This is a genomic window from Clostridioides sp. ES-S-0010-02 (assembly GCA_020641055.1).
Taxonomy (GTDB): domain Bacteria; phylum Bacillota; class Clostridia; order Peptostreptococcales; family Peptostreptococcaceae; genus Clostridioides.
In genome coordinates, this window is record CP067345.1 from 2,774,349 (window position 1) to 2,795,763 (window position 21,415).

The window sequence follows — 21,415 nt, forward strand, 5'->3', positions numbered from 1 at the left end:
CAAATATATTTTTCCCACTTTAAATTTAATTAAAACATAAACACACAAAACTATAACTCTAATTATAATACAATATTAGTTCTCGATTAAATGTTTTGTATTGGACATCCCCCCTGTAAAATAATTATAACTGCCCAAATTACAAATAGTTGATATTAACAAATTACGTTTAAATTCCAACAAATATTAAAACCCATATTATACGTATAATTTGTTATAGATTTAACCTAATACACACTTAAAGTATACTATATTATGCCAAATTTGTAACAAAAATTTTATAAATACATAATAAATTTTTTTTATTCAATTATTTGTTTAATAAATTAACCTAGGTTTTCATAATAACTCAGATTTCTTTAAAAACTAAACATGTATAAGGCTTTAATCTATTGCAATACCAGCTTTTATATAAACTAAAATATACTCTTATTTTATTATATATCTAAAATTTTTAATATTCATTAATTATTTGAATTTTTATATAAAATTTTTATATTTTCTAAAGATTTATTTACTTATGTAATAATTTATAATAATATTAATTTATAAAGTTAATAATTATTATGAATACACATAAAAATAATTAAAAATAGGAGGTTTGTTTTTTGAAAAATATTATTTCTGCAAAAGAACTTATATCTAAATTAGAACATAATGATAATCTAGTTGTTATAGATTGTAGATTTGACCTTATCAATAGAACTTATGGTATTGATTCTTATAAAAAAGGACATATAAAAGGTAGCTTTATCTTGGATATAGACAAGGATTTATCATCTCCTACAAAAGAACATGGCGGTAAAAATCCTTTACAAGACCCTTTTATATTAAAAGAAAAGTTAGAAAAAATGGGTGTTGATAATTACACTACAATTGTAGCTTATGATGATGGAGATTTAAATGGTGCTTGTAGACTATTCTTCCAATTAAAACACTTAGGTCTTGAAAATGTCTATGTATTAGATGGTGGAATAACAGCTTTTGTAAAAGAAGGTGGAGAATTAGAAGAAAAAATAAATATTCCAAACTGTACAGACAAAAAAATTAAGCCTAATGTAAATGACAGTTTAGTTGTTCCAATGGAATATGTTAAGTCTAAATTATATGACAAAAATACTGTGATTATAGATTGTCGTGCTAATGAAAGATACCAAGGTTTAGTTGAACCTGCATATTCAAAAGCTGGCCATATACCTAGTGCAAAAAATTACTTTTGCAAGGATTTAATAAAAGGTGATTTTGAAAATGGCTCACTTAAAGATACTGAATTTTTAAAAGACTTCTTTAAGGATTTAAACAATTATGAAGAAATAATTTTGTCTTGTGGTTCAGGAATATCTGCTTGTGTTAACAGCCTTGCACTTAGAGAACTTAATATGCCCCATAAGATTTATGTTGGTAGCTTTAGTGACTGGATTAGCTATGATGACAACGAAGTTAAAACTGGACAAGAATAAAGTTAATAATAAATAAATCTAGCATATTATATATCTTAGTTTTTTATAAAGGCGTTAGTCATTGTAGACTTTCGCCTTTTATTATCATCATTTCATATAGATTCCTTTAGTCATTAAATATAAATTTAGTTTACAATATTAATAAACTGCAACATGACCATCACATCTTGACTCTGTTGCACAAACATAACTTTCTTGCTCTGTTTTGAAGATTATTTGTCCCCTACCCATATCAACATTATCATAAATTACTTTTATCTCATGACCTTTTTCAATAAGAGCATCTACCATCTGTCTTGGCATCTCTGATTCAACTTCTATCTCTTTACCTTTTATCCACTGCCATCTTGGAGCATCTAATGCCTCTTGAGGGTTTAAACCAAAGTCTATCATACTCGTTAATACTTGAAGATGTCCCTGTGGTTGCATAAAAGCACCCATTACACCAAATGGACCTATTGCCTTATCATCTTTACCTAAAAAACCAGGTATTATTGTGTGATAAGGTTTTTTAAATGGTTTTACTACATTATGGTGTTTAGGGTCTAAGTTAAAATTATTACCTCTACTATGTAGTGCAATACCAGTGTTTGGTATTACTATCCCAGAACCAAAATTTATATAATTACTCTGTATATATGAAACCATATTTCCATCTTTGTCAGCAGTACAAAGATATACAGTTCCACCACAATATGGTTCTCCTTCTTTTGGGTATAAAGCTTTTTCATTATCAATCAATAAACTTCTCTTTTTTGCATAATCTTGACTTAATAATTCCTGAACCTTTACTTTCATATGTTCTATATCAGTTACATAAGTTTTAGAATCTGCAAAAGCCAGTTTTAAGCTTTCTATAATCTTATGTATGTCATCTACATTTTCTATATCTCCTTTTATGTCCAATTCTTTTAATATATTTAATGCCATTAGGACTGTTATTCCATGTCCATTCGGTGGAATTTCAAATATTTTATATCCTTTATATTCTGTACTTATAGGTTCTACCCAAGTTGGATAAAAACTCGCTAAATCACTTTTTCTTATAGCTCCCTCAAACTTTCTAGAACACTCATCTATTTTATCTGCTAGTCTACCTCTATAAAAACTTTCAGCTTGTGTATTGGCTATTTCTTCTAATGTATTAGCATGCTCTTCACATACAAATATGTCACCAGCTTCTGGAGCTTTACCATCCTTAGAAAACGTCTCAAACCATGACTTAAATTCTTCTCCAACAAATTCTTTTTCATATAGTTCATAGGATTTTTTCCATACTTTTGATACATTAGGAGAAACAACATATCCTTCTCTTGCATATTTAATTGCTGGAGATAAACATTCTAGTAGACTAAGTTTTCCATACTTTTTATTTAATTCTGCCCAAGCTGCAGGTATTCCAGGTACAGTTACTGCTCCAAATCCATACTTTGGCATTTCTTTCATGTTCTTGTAATTTTTTAATTCCATTCTTTCTGGAGCAAAACCGCTAGAATTTAGTCCATATAATCGTTTTTCTTCCTCTATCCAAACAAGAGCATATGCGTCTCCTCCAATTCCATTACTTGTAGGTTCAACTACAGATAATGTAGCAGCAGTTGCAACTGCTGCATCCACAGCATTTCCACCTTTTTTTAGTATTTCAAGCCCAGCTTGAGAAGCTAATGGCGTTGAAGTTGCAACTGCTCCATTTTTAGCATATATAACATTTCTTATTGATGGATATTTATGTTGATGAGCATCAAACATCATAATTTTCAACTCCTTGTCATTTTTATTTTATATTTTCCTTAAATTTATTATATAACATTAATTAATACAACTGATACAAAATACAAACTTTTTCCAAGACTTAATTACATTATTATAATATTTTTTTGTTTTGATTAGATAAGCTATCTTGTTTTTAGTATTTAATTCTTATTAAGTAAAAAATACTCTACAACTTAATCTATTATCATATTTTGAGCGTATTTTAATGTTATAAAATAATATATAAAATAACCTATATAATAAATGGCTAGTGTTGTAATAATTGGTATAAGCAATGGCCTAGTTATAAATTTTTGAGCAATTGACATAGCAAATAAATTATGAATTGTACCTACAATTAATGGCAACAAAAATACAACTTTTAATTGTCTTGATATTATTTTCTCAATATCTTGATTATTTGCCCCAAGTTTTTTTAGCATAATATATCGTTCTTTATCATCATATATATTTGATAATTGCTTAAATAAAATTATACTTCCTGTACACAAAAGAAATACTACAGATAGAAATATACCTATAAATAACATAAGACCACTTACTCTAATTAAATCATTATAGTTTTCGACATTTGATGTAAAATTAAAAGGATAAGTTGATTCCATATTTTTATCAACTATATTTTTTAATCTTAAAGACATATCAAACTCTTTTTTTTCATTTTTTATATCAATTAATCTTAATAATCTCGATTCTCCTCCTGATTTTAATCTATTAAATATGTTATCTTTTACCACAATTAAATCAAATGTTGATTGTAAATTTATTTCTGGCTCTAAAATATTTTTTTGAACTGTAAATAAATTCATCTTCTCTTTTTCTTTAATGTATACATCTATTTTTTGAGTACCAGTACTTTTAAGAAACATTCTCTTATATGAATCTGAAACATAATATACATGCTCTTCTGAAGTTAATTCTTCATAATTAGTGTTTTGATATTGTCTTAATTTCTTAAAATCACTTTCTTTAATAAAATCTACAATCACTGTATTTTCTCTATAAACTCCTCCTTTTTTATAATACAATTTAAAATTTACATCTCTACTTATAAACGCTACTGTCTTATCAAAAAGCACCTTATCATCTTCTTTATATTTATATAGCAGCTTATCGATTTCATTATTTACAAGAGAATTTTCTGCATTTATAGTATAACTATACTTGTAGTTTTCATTTATATTTCTATCTATATCGTAATAAATTGATATTGTAAATCCTAACATAGTTACACTTGTAGCTATTAATATTGCTATTATTGCCAATACTCTGCTATTATTCTTTAATTTGAATCCAAGTTCTGAAAATGCAATTAGATTTCTTCCCTTGTAATAAAAACTTTTTTTCTTCTTAGCAACATCTATAATTATCGACATTATTGATGAAAAAAATAAAAAAGTACCTGGTATTATTGTAATTAATATAAAAGCTGAAAACATTATGTTTTCAACAATGAAATGACTAACTGACATTAAATAAGAAAATACTATCAGTAAAACTCCAAGAGTTCCCTTTAGCTTTATAAATCTTTTATTTGTATATTTTTCTGGTGACTTCTTAAATAACTCTACAATTTTTTTATTCCTAATAACTATAATATTTCTCATTCCAATTACTACAAATATTATTAAAAATATTCCTAATGTCTGAATTAAAGCCCTTATACTTAAAGTCATCTTTACTACTATAATCTCTTTCATTAATTTTACAAGAATCATTGTCATAAGCTTTGAAAATAAAAAACCTAAAGATATTCCTATTAATATTGCAAAGATTCCCATCAAAAAAGTTTCATATAAAAATATTCTGCCTATCTGATTTTTTCTCATTCCAATCAAGCTATAAGTACCTATCTCTTGCCTACGTCTATTAAAGAAAAATGAATTTGAATAATATATAAACAAAAAAACAAATACCACTATTACAATTGAACTTGTATTAATACCTATTTTAGTTTTTCTACCAAGTAAATTTAAGGCTTCATTGTACTCTATTGACTTGAAACTAAAGAATATAAATACACTAAATACAATTGAAACGAAGTACATAAAATAGCTTAAAAAGTTCTTTTTTATATTTTTTATAGCAATTTTAAATAAACTCATTTTTATTAACTCCTCCAATTAAGGAAACTGTATTTAGTATTTTATTATAGAATTCTTTTGTGCTTTCTCCTTTTATAAGTTCTGTAAAGATTATTCCATCCTTTATAAAGAGTATTCTACTACAAAAACTTGCACTTATAGCATCATGTGTTACCATTAATATTGTTGAATCGTTATCTTTATTTAATTTTACTAGAGAATTTAATAAATCCCTTGCAGATTTAGAATCTAATGCTCCTGTAGGCTCGTCTGCAAGTATTAATGATGGTTTTGTTACTATTGCTCTACAAACAGCGCCTCTTTGTTTTTGTCCACCTGAGACTTCATTAGGATATTTATCTAATACTGATTCTATATTTAGTGATTTTGAAACTTCTTTTATTCTACTTTCTATTACTGATACTTTTTCATTTTTTAAAGAAAGAGGTAGCATTATATTTTCTTTTATAGTTAATGTATCTAAAAGGTTAGAGTCTTGAAATACAAATCCAAGATTATCACGTCTAAAGTCGGCTAATTTATTTTGTTTCATTTTAATAATATTCTTATTCTCTATATAAACATTTCCTGATGAAGGCAAATCTATTGTAGAAATAATGTTCAAAAGAGTTGATTTTCCAGCTCCAGATGAACCCATAATACCTACAAATTCGCCTTTATAAACTTTAAAACTTATTCCCTTTAAAGCTTCATATTTTGAGCCTTTTCTACCATACTCTTTTTTATATTTTCAACAATTAATATTTCTTCCATAATTACTTACCACTCCTCAACATAATTGCTCATTTTCCAATTCTTATAAATATATTATATATATTAAAGTAGTTTTTAACCATTTACTTATATTAATATAATGTTACATTTCTGTAAGTATTAATTATATTTCTTCCTTTTTACTAGAATTATATTTAAAATATAATTTGTCAAGTAAAATATAGTTATATTAATATAATTATTTTAAATTATAAGGTAGAAATGTTTGAACTTATCAAGTAAAATATAGTTATGTTAATATAACTATTCTGGATTAGGAGGTAAAAATGTTTAAAATAATGGTAATTGAAGATGATGTTTCATTAAAACATCAAATAGCAGATTGTCTTTCTAAATGGGGACATATTGTCTATCAAATAGAAAATCTTGAAAACATAATAGAAGAATTTAAGCATTATAAACCACAATTGGTTTTATTAGATATAAATCTTCCATTTTATGATGGATTTCATTGGTGTAATGAGATAAGAAGAATTTCCAAAGTTCCAATAATATTTATTTCTTCAAGAAATTCTAATATGGATGTGATAATGGGTGTAAATCTAGGCGCAGATGATTATATACAAAAACCATTTTCTATAGATGTTTTAATAGCTAAAGTAAATGCTCTTTTAAGAAGAACTTATAATTTTGTTGATAATAATTCAAATAAAATTGTCCATAATGGGGTTACTTTGGATTTATCAACTGCAACTATATGTTATAAAGATAGTACTATTGAGCTAACCAAAAATGAAATTAAAATTCTTCATGAACTTATGAGGAATAAAAGTAAAATAGTTAGTAGAAATAAACTTATGAAAAAATTATGGGATAATGATTGGTTTGTAGATGATAATACTCTCACTGTTAATGTAAACAGAATACGTTCAAAATTAAGTGAAATTGGATTGGAAGACTTTATAGAAACTAAAAGAGGATTAGGTTATATAATCAGTTAAAATAGTTTTAAGTAGGTGAATTTATGAGTTTTAAAGATTTTCTCAAAGATAAACTCGAATTTTTAGTATACAACTTTGGTTTCTTACTTTTTACGATAGCAGTTATTATATTTTCTCCTATTGATGCTCTCTTAGTAGATACTATTGTATACATATTAATTGTAAATATAGTATTTTCATTTATATATATACTTACTGGCTACATTAAGAAAAATAGATTTTTAGAGAAAATTAAAAATAATACATTCAAAGTTAGTACTAATGATATAGAATTAGTTAAATGTACAAATGAAGAAAAAATATATTTGGATATAATTAAAGGTTATCAAAACCAGTGTGATGATATAATAGATATCAATACTAAGAAATTTGAAGAAAATAAAGAAATTATGAGTATGTGGGTACATGATATAAAAATACCTATAGCAATAATTAAACTAGTACTTGAACAAAACGAAGATTTAATCGAAGAAAAAATTTCAGATGATATTGATAAAGAGATATTTAGAATTGAAAATTCTGTTGAAAGAATTTTATATTTATCTAGACTTGAAGATTTTCATAAAGATTTTTTGATTCAAGAAGTAAATATTGAAAATATTCTTAGAGATATTATAAGAAAATATTCAAAATATTTTATCTCAAAAAAAATAATTTTAAACTTAAATAATTTGAATTATACAGTTTTATCAGACGAAAAATGGCTTCACTTCATATTCGAGCAATTATTAAATAATTCCCTAAAATATGCCTCAATAGAAGATAATATATCTATCTATTGCAAAACCCACAAAAATTATTTACAATTAAGGGTGGAAGATACTGGCTGTGGTATAAAAAAGGAAGATTTAAATCGAATATTCAATAAGGGATTTACAGGTAATAATGGAAGAAATAACACTAAATCTACAGGGCTTGGTCTTTATTTAGTAAAAGAACTTTGTGACAAACTTGGCCATAAAATTGATGTAGATTCAGAGTACAATCAATATACAAAAATTACTATTACATTCAAAGATTATCTATAGTATCTTATATATTGATAAGTTATTTTCATTTGACTTATATTCAACATGCTTCTTATAATGATTCTATATGTACATCCCAGTATATAATAAGTAGTTTTTATACAAAGGAGGAAAACATGTCTTTTCTAAAAAAATTTAAAAATAAAAAATTTAGAAATAGTAGCTTTAAGAGTAATAGCTTTAAAAATACTAGCTTTGGAAGTAATAATTTCAAAGCTAAAAATAAAGGTTTTAAAAATAATCCTTTTAAAAACAAGAGATTTAAAATCTATGCAGGAATCGTGATAATCATACTTTTAATATTAGGGGTACTTGCTTATGTCGATTCAAAAAATACTGAATTACAAACTAATGAAAACTTCATAGAAACATACACTATTCCAGAAAACGAAAAAATATTTATAAATGGTATGGTTGTTCCTAAGCAAACTAAAGACTTTAATATTTCTGGAGATTATGAGTTAAGTGATGTAAATGTTACAAATGGTCAAAAGGTAAATCAAGGAGACCTTCTTTTTACTGCTAAAAATCCAACTATAATATCAGAAATAGATAGTCTAAAATCACAACTTAGCCAATATAAAAAACAAAAGATATCACTTGCAAATATTGATGAAAATAGAGATGCTATAGCTTCTATAAATGCACAAATAACAGCTTTAAACTCTCAGATAGCTTCTTTAGATAAGAAAGCATATGATAGAACTACTGCTCCTTTTGATGGTACTGTATATTTAAATGACCAAACTGGAAATCCAGACCAACCAGCTTCATTTATGACTATTCAAGGTCTAGAGTTTTATATGAATGGGCAAGCAAGTGAACAAGATTTACCTAAGATGAAAATTGACCAAATGGTTAATATATTAGTTTTCTCAACTGACCAAAATCTTACTGGTAGAATAAGTTTTATATCTGATAAGCCATCTACTCCAAGTAGCGAGATGGGAGCTCAACAAAGTACTTTATCTTATTATGATATAAACATAGCATTTGATAACCAAGAAGGGTTGACAAATGGATTCCATCTTCAAGCATCACTTGAAGTAGCTAACTCAAGCTTTAAAATACCAGCATCTTGTGTACTTAAGGATAAAAAGCACTCATATGTATTTAAAGACTTAGATGGAATCTTGAAAAAACAAATTGTAGATGTTGCAAGTAAAAATAATGACTTTGCTGTAATTAGAGGCGGTCTTGAACAAGGTGATATAGTAATAAAATACCCTACTAAAGAAATGAAAGAAGGAGACCCAGTTCAAGGTGATGGTGTAACTGCTGGCTCTAATAATAATGGAGATGCTACTCCAGACAAAAATTTAAAAGAAGTTAATATGGATGTGAATTAATTTACATATGTTAATTAAATTAGAAAATATTCAAAAATATTACAAAGTAGGGAAAGATGAATTACATGTTTTAAAATCCTTAAATTTAGAAATTGAATCTGGAGAATTTGTCATGATAATGGGTAAATCTGGTAGTGGTAAAACCACTTTACTTAACATCTTAGGTTTTCTTGATGTGTTTGACGAAGGAAGATATATATTTGATGGCACAGATGTAACTAATCTCAGTGAAAATGAGCGTTCTGTTTTTAGAAATATCAATATTGGTTTTGTTTTTCAACAATTTAATTTAATAGAAACTTTAAATATATATCAAAATGTAGAGCTACCTCTAATTTACAATAAAATATTAAAAAAATCTGAAAGAGAAGAAATTGTTAAGAGCAAACTAAAATCTGTTGGGCTTTTAGATAAAATCAAACAAAAACCTCTTCAATTATCTGGTGGTCAGCAACAACGTGTAGCTATTGCACGTTGTTTGGCAAATGACCCTCAAATAATCTTTGCTGATGAACCAACTGGAGCATTGGATAGTGAAACTAGCAGGGAAATTATGGAACTTTTGACAGAACTTAATGAACAAGGCAAGACTATAATAATGGTTACACATGATCAGGATTTGACTAAGTATGCAACTAAGGTCATACGACTTAAAGATGGTGTGTTTACTTCGGAGGTGTAATCATGGGCTTATTAAAAAATTCTTTGGCTAATTTAAAGGGGCACAAGCTTCGTGTCTTTGTAGCTTTACTTTGGATTATTATAGGAATAACTTCAGTAATACTTGTTAGTTCTATAGGTAATGGATTTCAAAAAGAAATCAAGAAATCTGTAAATAACGCTAATCCTAATAAAACTACTATTTCATTTGAATCAGCTGATAACACAGGTCTTACCAATGATATGAGTATATTTTTAAAGCCATTCAATGCAAAAGATTTAGAAGAATTATCATTTGTTGAAGGTGTAGAAAGAATTGCTCCTGCAAGAGATGGATTTAATCTTGATTCAACTTATTCTTCTGAGGCATCTTTTGATAAAAAAACGACTTATGTGGAAGTTGGACCAGTAAAAAAAGATTCAAAAATAAATTTAATCTGTGGTAGAGATTTTTCCTTGGATGATGAAAAAAGAAAGGTAATTCTACTTACACAGCAAAGTGCAAGTGAAATTTTTGAAAATCCAGAAGACGCTTTAGGCCATGGTATTAATGTAAATGGAACTATATTTGAAATAATTGGAGTATTGGATGATTCTTCTAACCAACAACAAGCTGGAGGATTTTTAGGAGGTTATCAAGATATGCAATTTATAACTTCTCTTATACCTAAAAAAGCTTTTGATAGTCTAATGAGTCAAAACTCTTACTCCACTGAAATTTATCAGTTAGACTTAGTTTGTTCTAAAGGATATAATGTGAATGAAGTTGCAAACAATATTATAGCTAAACTATATGAAATGCATCCTGGTATCAATGGTTCTTATACTACACCAGACCCAACTGAACAAACAGCTTATCTTGAAAGCATCAATTCTAATGTCAATAAATATGTATCTATAATAACTGTAGTTGCAATGTTTGTTGGTGGTATTGGTGTAATGAATATAATGTATGTATCAGTTATGGAAAGACAAAGAGAGATTGGTATAAGACGTGCTATTGGTGCAAAACCTAGGTCTATATTATTTCAATTTTTAGTTGAAGCTGTTTTTATAACGGTATGTGGAGGAATTTTAGGAACTATAGTTGGATTTATTGCTACTAACTATGTTTCTAAATACATTGGATTTGAAGCAATTCCTAGCTTAAATAGCTTACTTTATGCTATTTTGGCTACTATATTAACTGGAGTTGTATTTGGTTTAATACCAGCCTTTAAAGCCTCTAAACTAGACCCTATAAAGGCAATTTATAAATAGTATTTCCATTAATAAGTTATTATTTTTAAATTGTTTTCTAAAACATGCTTAAATATTTAATGCACTATTATATATGATAGATTAAGAACTTAATCTTTTTCAAATCAAATATAATAGTGCATTGTTATTTTCAAAATTACTAATGAATTATTTGCTTTAAATATTTTTAATATTAATATCTAATCTATTATGCCTCTTATGAAATCTGTTTTGTTATCACAATAAGAGTTAACATCATACCTATAAAGTTTTGCTAGCTTCTTTTTTAAGTCAGAATATTCTTTAACCTTATCTGGATTTAGTCTCAAATACTCTCGAAATTTAATATGCTCTAAATATCCTTTCCCATCTTTAGGACATACATATAAATTATGCTCCATGAAACTAGTTGTCTCATAAGAAAATGCTTCTCTTCCTTCTACTTCTAAATTGCCTAGATGTTTATACCCTAATTTTTTTAGTTTACTGACAACATCATTTAAGTAGCTATAATCTCCAATTATTATATCAACATCTAATCTAGGTTTTGCAGAAAGCCCTTCAACAGATGTGCTACCAACATGTTCTATTTTCAAAATCGAATTACCTAGAGTCTTTTCTAGTGTAGATTTTAATTTTTCAAACTCATACTTCCAATTTGGATTATAATCTACTATTTCAACAATTTTTGTAGTTAATCCTGTTACTTTTAATTGGTAGACATCATGTTTCATTACTTGTCCTCTATAAATCTTGTCGCACTCAGATATTTTCTTCATACCTAGTTTTTTTGCCACATTTATAGATGCTATATTTTCAGGTCTGATATCTGCTACTAAAGTATCTACATTTAAGTTTCTAATAGCATAATCTATACATATAGTAGCACCTTCTGTAGCATAACCTTGATTCCAATATTCTCTTTTTACTATATAACCTATTCCTAACCCTATGTCCTGTTTTATAAGGCCTATTTGCCCCACTACATTATCTATATACTTATCTATAACAATAAAATATCCATATCCATCATTATTATATCTCTGTATATTTCTATCAATCCATTCTGTAACTTCTTCATCAGAAAAAGCATGTTCCCATGCATACATTACTTCTGAATCTTGTAACATTTTACTTATTTCCTTAAAATCACTATGATTCATTTGTCTAATATATAATCTTTTGCTTTCAATCACTGTATTCACCACCCTTAAAACACAACCTTAAGCGTTGTATACAACTTCTCCATTACATATAGTATAATTAACTTTCCCATATAGAGATTTACCTCTAAATGGGGAATTGTCAGCTTTAGAAGCAAAATCTTCAACTATCCATTCTTCTTCAGGATTAAATATAACAATATCTGCTACTGCTCCTTCTTCTATAAAACCAACATTTAAATTGTATAGTTTTGCAGGATTTGTAGACATTTTTTCTATTAACTGCATCATACTAAGATGATTTTTATATACTAAGTTTGTTATTCCAAGAGACAACGAAGTTTCAAGCCCTATAATACCACTTGGAGCTTTTATAAACTCTCTATCTTTTTCTTCTTTACTATGAGGTGCATGGTCTGTTGCTATTATCTCAATAGTACCATCATTTAACCCTTCTATAATCTTATCTCTATCCCACTTAGTTCTTAAAGGCGGATTCATTTTTGCATTTGTTCCAAACTCTAATACATCTTCCTCAGTCAGTGTAAAGTGATGTGGTGAAGCTTCTGCAACTACGTTTGCTCCAAGATATTTTGCAAATCTAACCATATCAACAGAAACCCCAGAACTTATATGTTGTATATCAATCTTAGCACCAGTTTTTAGTGCTAACATGCAATCTCTAGCAACCATTACATCTTCTGCTACATTCGATGCACCTTTTAGACCAAGCTCTGAAGCTATCTTTCCTGCATTTACGCCAGGATTTCCAACTAAAGAAGGGTCTTCTTCATGAAAACTAAGTGGTACATCTAACTCTTTTGCCTTAATCATTGCTTCCATAATTAGACTGCTATCCATTAAAGGTAATCCATCATCAGTAAATCCTGGAACTCCAGCCTTTTTAAGATTTTCCATATCCACTAACTCTTTACCTTCAAAACCTTTTGTTATAGCTGCTGCTTGTAAAACATTTATACATGCATTTTTTGCTTTTTCCTTCACATAGTTAAAAGTATCTTCATTATCTACAATTGGGTCAGTATTTGCCATACATATAACTGTTGTAAATCCACCTCTAGCTGCAGATTTAGCTCCACTATCTATATCTTCTTTATATGTAAATCCTGGGTCTCTAAAATGTACATGTACATCTACTAATCCAGGTGCAACTATATTCCCACTAGCATCTATTATTTTTTCAAATTCATCATTTTCATCAAAATTACCTATTTTATAGATTTTATTTTCTTTTATAATTAAATCTATTTTCTCATCTCTTTGACTCTTAGGGTCTATCACTCTACCATTTTTAATTAAAATCATGTTATTTCTCCTTTATAATTTTCATTTATATAGACTCATATAATATTATACATTATTTTACATACTTAAATACAAAATTACGTTTGACATCAATAGCCTTTTTAGGACAAAGTTCATGACAACAGTAACATCTTATACATTTATTTAAATCTATAAGAGCACCTCTATTCCCTATCTCTATGGTATTTGCAGGACAAGCTTCCTTGCACTTTCCACATTTTATACAATCTTTAAATCTAACCACTGGCTTTGGTGTTATAAGTTTTGAAATAGGTTCATTTAAAAATTTTGGCAATTTTACAGAAAATAGCCTTAAATCTTTACTTACAATTGGTACCTTATAATCTTTTATAATTAAATCCTTTATATCTTCTCCTACAATCTCAATATCTAAAAAGTCTTCTTTTATATACTCTCTTTTAATAGCCCCTCTAATTGTAGCAACTTTATTTGGAAGCAAACCTATAATCTTACATGCAACAACATCTATAGCATATGGATTTTGTGATGCTAATAAAACACCTATTTCTTTAGGGTTTCCTGCTGAAGGACCATCCCCTTCCATCCCTACAATTCCATCCATAATTGTCAGTGTCGGATTTACATAATCACAAATATCTAAAAGTACATTTTCACAAAATAATTCCTCTGTAGGAAATCTATAATGTATTTCTGCTTTTTTTAATCCAGCTATACATCCATATAAGTTTTTTGTTCCACCAGTAAAAGTTGCCATCACATGTGTTTTTAATTTACAAAGATTTATTACATAATCAGCATCTATTACTGGTTTAATAATATCCATATATTTAAGAGCATGCGCTTTTTCACTATGTATCTTAACATCTGAAACATCATAATTTAATTTGATACCTAAATCATTTGCTACCTTTTCAATTCCAGATGTCTTATATATACTTTTAAGAGAGGCTTGATTATATGGTCCACCAGGACTATCTGCTACTACTACATCACAGTTTAATTCTAAAAGCTTTTCGCATACAACCCTTACTACCATAGGATGAGTAGTTGTAGCTTCTTCAGGCTTTTTTTTCATCAGTAGATTTGGTTTTACAAGTACTTTACTTCCTTCTTTTACAAACTTGTTAAGCCCTCCAATGTCCTCTAAAATTTTTTCAATAGAAAATCTTACATTTTCATACTCATAATTTTTACAGCTTCTAACAGATACCGATTTCATATTATCTTCACCCTTTTATTACAAAGATTTTTTTATATTTTTTGTATAATTTAAAAAAGGAGAAACCAAAGTTTCTCCTTTTAATCTATGTTTTTAATTATTATTTTCCAAAATGTCTATTTAATAATCCTAAGAATGCTTTACCATGTCTAGCTTCATCTTTACACATTTCATGTACTGTATCATGTATAGCATCTAATCCTAATTCTTTAGCTCTCTTAGCTAATTTTAATTTCCCATCAGTTGCACCATATTCAGCGTCAACTCTAACTCTTAAGTTTTCTTTTGTATCTGCAACTACAACTTCTCCAAGAAGTTCTGCAAATTTAGCAGCATGTTCAGCTTCTTCAAAAGCTATTCTCTTATATGCTTCTGCTACTTCTGGATATCCTTCTCTATCAGCTTGTCTACTCATTGCTAAATACATTCCTACTTCTGTACATTCACCAGTAAAGTTAGCTCTTAATCCTTCGATTATTTCTGCATCCACACCTTGAGCTACTCCTATTCTATGTTCGTCAGCCCAAACCATTTCACCTTTCATTTCTTCGAATTTATCAGCTCCAACTTTACATACTGGACATTGTGCTGGTGCAGCATCTCCTTCATGTATATATCCACATACTGTACAAACAAATTTTTTCATAATTAAATTCCTCCCAATTTTATATTAATTAAATTTTTATTTTAAAGTTTAATAACTTGCTACAAGAATATATATACCCCATGTACTATAGTTTAAACACTAAAAATAAAATTTATTTCCTAATTAATTTTATCACTTTGAAACATTGGTATCAACTAAGTTTTGATGTCAAATTTCTACATAATATATACTTTATTTGATTAATTAGGAAACAATTGTCTATTTAAATACTTTCTAGTGAAGAATCTTTTGACTCTTTAAGTTCTACTTTTTTACTTTTTAAAAATGATAATTTAGTTTCTGCTGTTATAATTGCACCAAATATCAATATACTACCAATAACTAATTTGGCTGTAATAGGTTCTTTTAAAATTATTATAGAAAATATAGTCCCAAATATAGCTTCAGTAGATAGTATTATGGCTGTTCTAGTTCCATCAACTCTCTTTTGACATATAGTTTGGAATAAAAACCCTATTGAAGTACTAAATATAGCTAAATATATAGTTCCCATATATCCAGACAATTCAGCTTCCATTTTCAACTGTCCTGCAAATGTCTGAACTACTAAAGACAGTAAAAATGCTACAGTAAATTGAATAGCTGTTAATGCCATTGGATTGTTATCTTTAGCAAATTCGCTAGTAAAGAATATATGAAATGCAAATCCAAATGAACATATCAGTGTTAATAAATCTCCAAAATTAATAGAGAAATCAGCCTCTAAAGAAAGTATACCTATACCTACAAGAGCTACTAAACTACTTATTAATCCTATTTTATCTAGTTTTCTTCTATAAAGTATAAATCCTATGAATGGAACTATTACAACATTTGCTGCTGTTATAAATGCATTTTTAGATGGTGTAGTGTACATAAGTCCAATGGTTTGTACTGTAAAGGCTAAAAATAAAAATATTCCTAAAAGCCCTCCTGCTTTTAATAAATGCTTTCCCATATTGGCACGAATTTGTTTAAAAAATAATAAATTCATAATTACAGCTGCCAAGAAAAATCTTATAGTTATTATTTGTAGAGGTGTAAGCCCACCATCTAGTGCAAATTGGGTTGCTACAAAGCCACTTCCCCATATAATTGCTATGAATATTAGTCCTATTTCTCCAAAGTATTTTTTCAATAAAGCCCCCTCCTTTTTATTTTTTTGCAAAATTATAAACCCCCTAAACAGCAAGAGAGTTTTTCTATAAGCATTACTATAAATTTATATAGTTATAGTAAATTTTTTCAGTATTTTAAATCTAGATTTATATCCACTATTTAACATTAATATATTAATCATTTTTTGTAAACACCTTTTTAATAAATTTTTACCTTTTTTATATTTTTTTTACTTATATTAAATTTTTTTATAGATAATTTCAATATCTAGGATAATTTAATATTATGCAAATAATGTTGTATAAGTTACACTTTAGTTATTTTAGTTACAACTTTGTCGGTTTACTTTTTCTACTTTCTTCGATATAATTATAATATATTTTTGATACAATTCGACAAAAAGGGGGAATGTTGAAATCATGGTAAAAAAAAGAAAAAAGAAAACTATGGCACTTACTATAATTGTTGTAATAGTTATTGGTATTTTTTCTATGGCATGGGCGGATATGTCCAAGAAAAGAGAAATTAAAGAAACTCAAGAAAAGCTTAAAGCTGAAAAATTAGAAAAAGAAAGAATTGAAAAAGAAAAAAATGAGCCTATCATTGGTGCAAAAAAAGAAGCTGCAAAAGAATATGGATATGACGCAAAATCAGTTTGGGATAAACTTAACAAATACGACTATTCAAATAATGGAGAAAAAATAGTATTCCTTACATTCGATGATGGACCATCTACTACTAATACTCCACAAGTCCTAGATATCTTAAAAAGACACGATGTTAAAGGAACTTTCTTTATTAAGGGGGATTCTCTTGAACGAAAAGGTGCCAATGAAATTTTAAAAAGAACATTTGATGAGGGAAATGCAATAGCTCATCACTCATATTCTCATGACTACAAAAAACTATACCCTGGCAGAAGCCTAAATCTTGATACATTTGTAAATGAACTTAATAAAACAGATGAAGCCATGAAAAAAGTTCTAGGAAAGAATTTTTCATCACATGTAGTTAGATGCCCAGGTGGATATATGTCATGGAAAAATATGGAACCTTTAGGTAACTACTTAAAAGAAAAAAATATGGCATCAATAGACTGGAATGCTCTAAATGCTGATGCAGAAGGTAAAAAGAAAAATGCTCAAGAGTTATTTGAACATGCAAAGAAATCTTCTGAAGGTAAAGAAATAGTTGTACTTTTAATGCATGATACTTATGGAAAGCAAGAAACAGTAAATGCACTAGACCAAATTATAACATATTTTAAAGATAATGGTTACCAATTTAAAACCTTAATATAATAAAAAAGCAAGTTCATTGATTATACTTTTATATAACCAACGAACTTGCTTTTATTTTACTTTACTAACTCTATTTTTACAAATTTTTTCTTTCCTATTTGAACAACAAGTTCGCTTTCTTTAGCAACTGTACTTAAATCTTCCACTTTCTCACCATTTACTTTTACTCCACCTTGAGATGCTAATCTTCTAACTTCACTCTTACTTTTAACAATCTCATTAGAAACTAATACTTCAATTAAATCAAATTCTTCTTGTTTAACTTGAATTGTTTGTATATCTTCAGGTATTTGACCTTTTTGGAATACAGATTTAAACCTTTCCTCAGCTTCTTTAGCAGCTTCTTCTCCATGGTATAAAGTTACTATTTCTCTTGCTAGATTCATTTTTATATCTCTTGGATTTACTGAACCATCTTTTAACTGAGTTTCAATTTTATTAACTTCATCAGGATGAACATCAGTTACTAAATTATAGTATTTAACTATAAGTTCATCAGGAATCTCCATAGATTTTTGGTACATTATTCCAGCTTCTTCATCTATTCCAATATAGTTACCTAAACTCTTACTCATTTTTTCTTTTCCATCTAAACCTTCTATTAAAGGCATCATTATTACTATTTGAGATTCCATACCAAATTCTCTTTGTAAAGATCTTCCCATTAATAAGTTAAATCTTTGGTCAGTTCCACCAAGCTCTATATCAGCTTCTAATGCTATTGAATCATATGCTTGCATCAATGGATAGAAAAATTCATGCACTGATATTGGCATTTGTCCTTCATATCTCTTCTTAAAATCTTCTCTTTCCAACATTCTCGCAACAGTAATAGTTGCAGCTAATTTTATTACATCTTCAAAGTTTAATTTAGCTAGCCATTCACTATTAAATCTTACAATAGTTTTTTCTTTATCTAGAACTTTAAATATTTGTTCTTGATAAGTTTTTGCATTTTCAAGAACTTGCTCTGTTGTTAAAGCTTTTCTAGCTTTAGATTTTCCAGTTGGGTCTCCAATTTTACCTGTAAAATCTCCAATTATAATTACTATTTGATGACCTAAATCTTGTAATTGTTTCATCTTTCTAAGAACTACTGTATGACCTAAGTGTATATCTGGAGCACTTGGATCTAACCCCAATTTTACTATCATAGGTTTTCCTTCTTTTTCTGATTTAATAAGTTTTTCTCTTAGCTCTTTTTCGTCTATTAAGTCGTCTACACCTTTCATAATGATTCGCATTTGCTCGTCTATTGATTTCATTTTCATTCCTCCTAAAATATTTATATAATCTATGATTTTTATTTTTATAATAAAAAAAGCTCTCATCCTATTAAAAGGACGAAAGCATTGCTTACGTGTTACCACCTTAGTTCACTAATATCTCACGATATTAATCTCTGTAGAGTATAATTTGTTTACTCATGTACTATAACGTGTACTATTCCGATATCTCTTAGTGGTTGTTATCTTTCAGAGATATTGCTCCAAGATGTATTCAAACTAAATCAATTTATTCCATTTCACCAAACTGGAACTCTCTGTTAAATAAAATTCAGCTCTACTTCTTCTCTTCACAGCACTTATATATTCAGATTATTTCATCAATTACAAGAAATTTTTCTTAACTTACTCATAATATATTATTATTTTTACATTTTGTCAACCTTTTTTATTATTATATACATGTTTTTTTACATTATACTACTTTTTTATATTTTTTACCAATGTATAAAGTTTATTTTTCAATTAAAATATTTATTTGTTTATCGACAATATTAATTTGAGTCAATCTTATATTCATTTTCTTATTTAAAAATGCATTTATAATTATTAATCCAATAACAGTTATCTTAAACATTAGAAATAAAGATATAACTACTATCAAAAAAGAAATTCTAGCGTATGCTACTTTTCCAAATTTAGTTATTATAAAATTTTGTAGTGACATACAGGAATCTCTAATAACAAAATACATACACAAATATCCAATTGATATAAAAATTGTTTTTAAGTAAACTAACTCAGTTTTAATATTTAATATATTTGTAACTTCAAAAATAGTTAAATAAAACACACACATATAAAAAACTTTCTTTGAGCAACATAAAAATTGATTTAAAAATCTAAAACTCTTAAACACTAGAAACTTTTTTAATGCATTAGAGTTTAAAATATGTAATTTATGTCCCATAATCAAACTTAAAAAGTATATACAAAAAACCATTCCAAAAGGAAATAGTGCTATCAGTAAGTAAAAAATAGAATCTGAGTATTCATTAAAATAAATCAATTTACTATATCCTTGAAATTCTCTCATAAAACTGTATCCTATTAATGCTGAAGCATATATATCAATAAAAACCATTATAATGACTCCAATAATTGAACCATATACTAAATCATCCATAACTGTTGATGATTTACTTATCAAATAACCACATATTATACCAAGTAAGACACTCTGACTTGCCCAAATAGCAGTTCCCAAGTTTCCAAGCACCAAGGAAATTATTAAAAGAGATATAACTCCAGATAAAACAGTATACTTTAAATCACACTTTAAACATATTATACAAAAAAATATTGGCACTATAAAATCTAAATAAATGGCATATCCAAACCCAGTCCCTACAGCTATAATTGTTATTACTATAAATAAAGACGACAATAAAGCCGCTTCAGTTAATTTTTTGGTAGTATTCAAAACAACTTCCTCCACAAACCATAATTTTTCTAACTAATATTTTGTTTTTAATACAGTATAACACTTTTTTAAAATATTTTTAACACATACCTATTTTAATAAAAGTATTACTGTTAAAAATTATAAAATGGTATAATATATCTTAATATTTGGTTTTAATATACTTAGGAGGTAATTATTATGTTTAAAATAAAACACTTTAATGATTTAAGTCTAAATGAGTTTTACGAAATAGCAAAGTCAAGATATGAAGTATTTGCATGCGAACAGAGGATATTTTCATTAAATGATTATGATGATGTAGACAAAAACTCTTATCATATATTTTTAGAAGAGAATGGGTTGATTTGTGCTTATGCCAGAATAATCCCTAAAAAATATAGCTCTTATAATGATGTTTCTATTGGTAGGGTTTTAGTTCTTTCTACTCATCGAAAAAAGGGCTTGGCAAAGAAAATGATGGACTGTGCTATAGACTTTATAAAGGTTAATTTGCATGAAAATAATATAACCTTATCAGCACAGGCTTACATAAAAAATCTTTACTTATCTTGTGGTTTTAAAGAAATTTCAGAAGTGTATGATGAAGCAGGTATTGAACATATTAAAATGAGATTATAG

The 21,415-nt window shown here is 27.4% G+C and carries 18 protein-coding genes and 1 other annotated feature; of the genes, 8 read left to right on the forward strand and 10 right to left on the reverse strand.

Translation table 11 applies throughout. The annotated features are described in order from the left end of the window. Positions 1-608: 608 nt before the first annotated feature. Positions 609-1,460, forward strand: coding sequence for a sulfurtransferase (locus tag JJC01_12965; GenBank protein UDN57082.1), 852 nt, complete (start codon positions 609-611; stop codon positions 1,458-1,460). Between the two features lie 138 nt (positions 1,461-1,598). On the opposite strand, the gene ggt is transcribed toward JJC01_12965, so the two are convergent. The 3 genes from ggt to JJC01_12980 form a co-directional block, all read right to left on the reverse strand. Beyond that, a complete protein-coding gene (gene ggt, locus JJC01_12970; protein ID UDN57083.1) occupies positions 1,599-3,212 on the reverse strand; it encodes a gamma-glutamyltransferase in 1,614 nt (537 codons plus the stop codon). Positions 3,213-3,406: 194 nt separating this feature from the next. Continuing rightward, the gene (locus tag JJC01_12975; protein UDN57084.1) at positions 3,407-5,338 is read right to left on the reverse strand and encodes an ABC transporter permease; all 1,932 of its coding nucleotides are present in this window, start codon (positions 5,336-5,338) and stop codon (positions 3,407-3,409) included. Then, on the reverse strand, positions 5,325-6,014 hold the full coding sequence (locus JJC01_12980) for an ABC transporter ATP-binding protein (GenBank protein ID UDN60178.1): 690 nt from the start codon (positions 6,012-6,014) through the stop codon (positions 5,325-5,327). The genes JJC01_12975 and JJC01_12980 overlap by 14 nt, the downstream gene beginning before the upstream one ends. Before the next feature lie 364 nt (positions 6,015-6,378). On the opposite strand from JJC01_12980, the gene JJC01_12985 reads away from it, so the two are divergent. From JJC01_12985 to JJC01_13005, 5 genes are all read left to right on the forward strand, one after another. Next, the gene (locus JJC01_12985) at positions 6,379-7,053 is read left to right on the forward strand and encodes a response regulator transcription factor (GenBank protein ID UDN57085.1); all 675 of its coding nucleotides are present in this window, start codon (positions 6,379-6,381) and stop codon (positions 7,051-7,053) included. A 23-nt stretch (positions 7,054-7,076) separates the two neighbouring features. Further along, entirely contained in the window at positions 7,077-8,081 is a 1,005-nt protein-coding gene (locus tag JJC01_12990) for a HAMP domain-containing histidine kinase (protein UDN57086.1), read from the forward strand. Between the two features lie 116 nt (positions 8,082-8,197). Then, on the forward strand, positions 8,198-9,430 hold the full coding sequence (locus JJC01_12995) for an efflux RND transporter periplasmic adaptor subunit (GenBank protein ID UDN57087.1): 1,233 nt from the start codon (positions 8,198-8,200) through the stop codon (positions 9,428-9,430). A 7-nt stretch (positions 9,431-9,437) separates the two neighbouring features. Further along, positions 9,438-10,112: an ABC transporter ATP-binding protein gene (locus JJC01_13000; GenBank protein ID UDN57088.1), complete on the forward strand. Its 675-nt coding sequence runs from the start codon at positions 9,438-9,440 to the stop codon at positions 10,110-10,112. 2 nt (positions 10,113-10,114) lie between these two features. Beyond that, positions 10,115-11,350, forward strand: coding sequence for an ABC transporter permease (locus JJC01_13005; GenBank protein UDN57089.1), 1,236 nt, complete (start codon positions 10,115-10,117; stop codon positions 11,348-11,350). Between the two features lie 179 nt (positions 11,351-11,529). Here the strand turns inward: JJC01_13005 and JJC01_13010 are convergent, their stop codons facing one another. The 5 genes from JJC01_13010 to JJC01_13030 form a co-directional block, all read right to left on the reverse strand. Further along, positions 11,530-12,525: a GNAT family N-acetyltransferase gene (locus JJC01_13010; GenBank protein ID UDN57090.1), complete on the reverse strand. Its 996-nt coding sequence runs from the start codon at positions 12,523-12,525 to the stop codon at positions 11,530-11,532. Between the two features lie 27 nt (positions 12,526-12,552). Further along, positions 12,553-13,818: a dihydroorotase gene (locus tag JJC01_13015; GenBank protein ID UDN57091.1), complete on the reverse strand. Its 1,266-nt coding sequence runs from the start codon at positions 13,816-13,818 to the stop codon at positions 12,553-12,555. A 52-nt stretch (positions 13,819-13,870) separates the two neighbouring features. After that, entirely contained in the window at positions 13,871-15,019 is a 1,149-nt protein-coding gene (locus tag JJC01_13020; GenBank protein UDN57092.1) for a DUF362 domain-containing protein, read from the reverse strand. A gap of 100 nt (positions 15,020-15,119) precedes the next feature. Further along, positions 15,120-15,665, reverse strand: a complete 546-nt coding sequence (locus JJC01_13025; protein UDN57093.1) for an NADH peroxidase — start codon at positions 15,663-15,665, stop codon at positions 15,120-15,122. A gap of 223 nt (positions 15,666-15,888) precedes the next feature. Beyond that, a complete protein-coding gene (locus JJC01_13030) occupies positions 15,889-16,833 on the reverse strand; it encodes a DMT family transporter (protein ID UDN57094.1) in 945 nt (314 codons plus the stop codon). Positions 16,834-17,203: 370 nt separating this feature from the next. On the opposite strand from JJC01_13030, the gene JJC01_13035 reads away from it, so the two are divergent. Then, on the forward strand, positions 17,204-18,085 hold the full coding sequence (locus tag JJC01_13035) for a polysaccharide deacetylase (GenBank protein ID UDN57095.1): 882 nt from the start codon (positions 17,204-17,206) through the stop codon (positions 18,083-18,085). 56 nt (positions 18,086-18,141) lie between these two features. Here the strand turns inward: JJC01_13035 and JJC01_13040 are convergent, their stop codons facing one another. Next, complete coding sequence (locus tag JJC01_13040; GenBank protein UDN57096.1) at positions 18,142-19,350, reverse strand: tyrosine--tRNA ligase; 1,209 nt, start codon at positions 19,348-19,350, stop codon at positions 18,142-18,144. Between the two features lie 71 nt (positions 19,351-19,421). Continuing rightward, positions 19,422-19,674 (reverse strand) — a binding site (T-box leader). 151 nt (positions 19,675-19,825) lie between these two features. After that, a complete protein-coding gene (locus JJC01_13045) occupies positions 19,826-20,794 on the reverse strand; it encodes a DUF2232 domain-containing protein (protein ID UDN57097.1) in 969 nt (322 codons plus the stop codon). A gap of 180 nt (positions 20,795-20,974) precedes the next feature. Between JJC01_13045 and JJC01_13050 the strand changes: the two genes are divergently transcribed. Beyond that, a complete protein-coding gene (locus tag JJC01_13050; protein ID UDN57098.1) occupies positions 20,975-21,415 on the forward strand; it encodes a GNAT family N-acetyltransferase in 441 nt (146 codons plus the stop codon).

Coding starts and splice junctions, on each gene's coding strand:
- JJC01_12975 (UDN57084.1), bottom strand. CDS start 5,338: ATGAGTTTATTTAAAATTGCTATAAAAAATATAAAAAAGAACTTTTTA.
- JJC01_13025 (UDN57093.1), bottom strand. CDS start 15,665: ATGAAAAAATTTGTTTGTACAGTATGTGGATATATACATGAAGGAGAT.
- JJC01_13035 (UDN57095.1), top strand. CDS start 17,204: ATGGTAAAAAAAAGAAAAAAGAAAACTATGGCACTTACTATAATTGTT.
- JJC01_13015 (UDN57091.1), bottom strand. CDS start 13,818: ATGATTTTAATTAAAAATGGTAGAGTGATAGACCCTAAGAGTCAAAGA.
- JJC01_13050 (UDN57098.1), top strand. CDS start 20,975: ATGTTTAAAATAAAACACTTTAATGATTTAAGTCTAAATGAGTTTTAC.
- JJC01_13020 (UDN57092.1), bottom strand. CDS start 15,019: ATGAAATCGGTATCTGTTAGAAGCTGTAAAAATTATGAGTATGAAAAT.
- JJC01_12990 (UDN57086.1), top strand. CDS start 7,077: ATGAGTTTTAAAGATTTTCTCAAAGATAAACTCGAATTTTTAGTATAC.
- ggt (UDN57083.1), bottom strand. CDS start 3,212: ATGATGTTTGATGCTCATCAACATAAATATCCATCAATAAGAAATGTT.
- JJC01_13005 (UDN57089.1), top strand. CDS start 10,115: ATGGGCTTATTAAAAAATTCTTTGGCTAATTTAAAGGGGCACAAGCTT.
- JJC01_12995 (UDN57087.1), top strand. CDS start 8,198: ATGTCTTTTCTAAAAAAATTTAAAAATAAAAAATTTAGAAATAGTAGC.
- JJC01_13000 (UDN57088.1), top strand. CDS start 9,438: ATGTTAATTAAATTAGAAAATATTCAAAAATATTACAAAGTAGGGAAA.
- JJC01_13040 (UDN57096.1), bottom strand. CDS start 19,350: ATGAAATCAATAGACGAGCAAATGCGAATCATTATGAAAGGTGTAGAC.
- JJC01_12985 (UDN57085.1), top strand. CDS start 6,379: ATGTTTAAAATAATGGTAATTGAAGATGATGTTTCATTAAAACATCAA.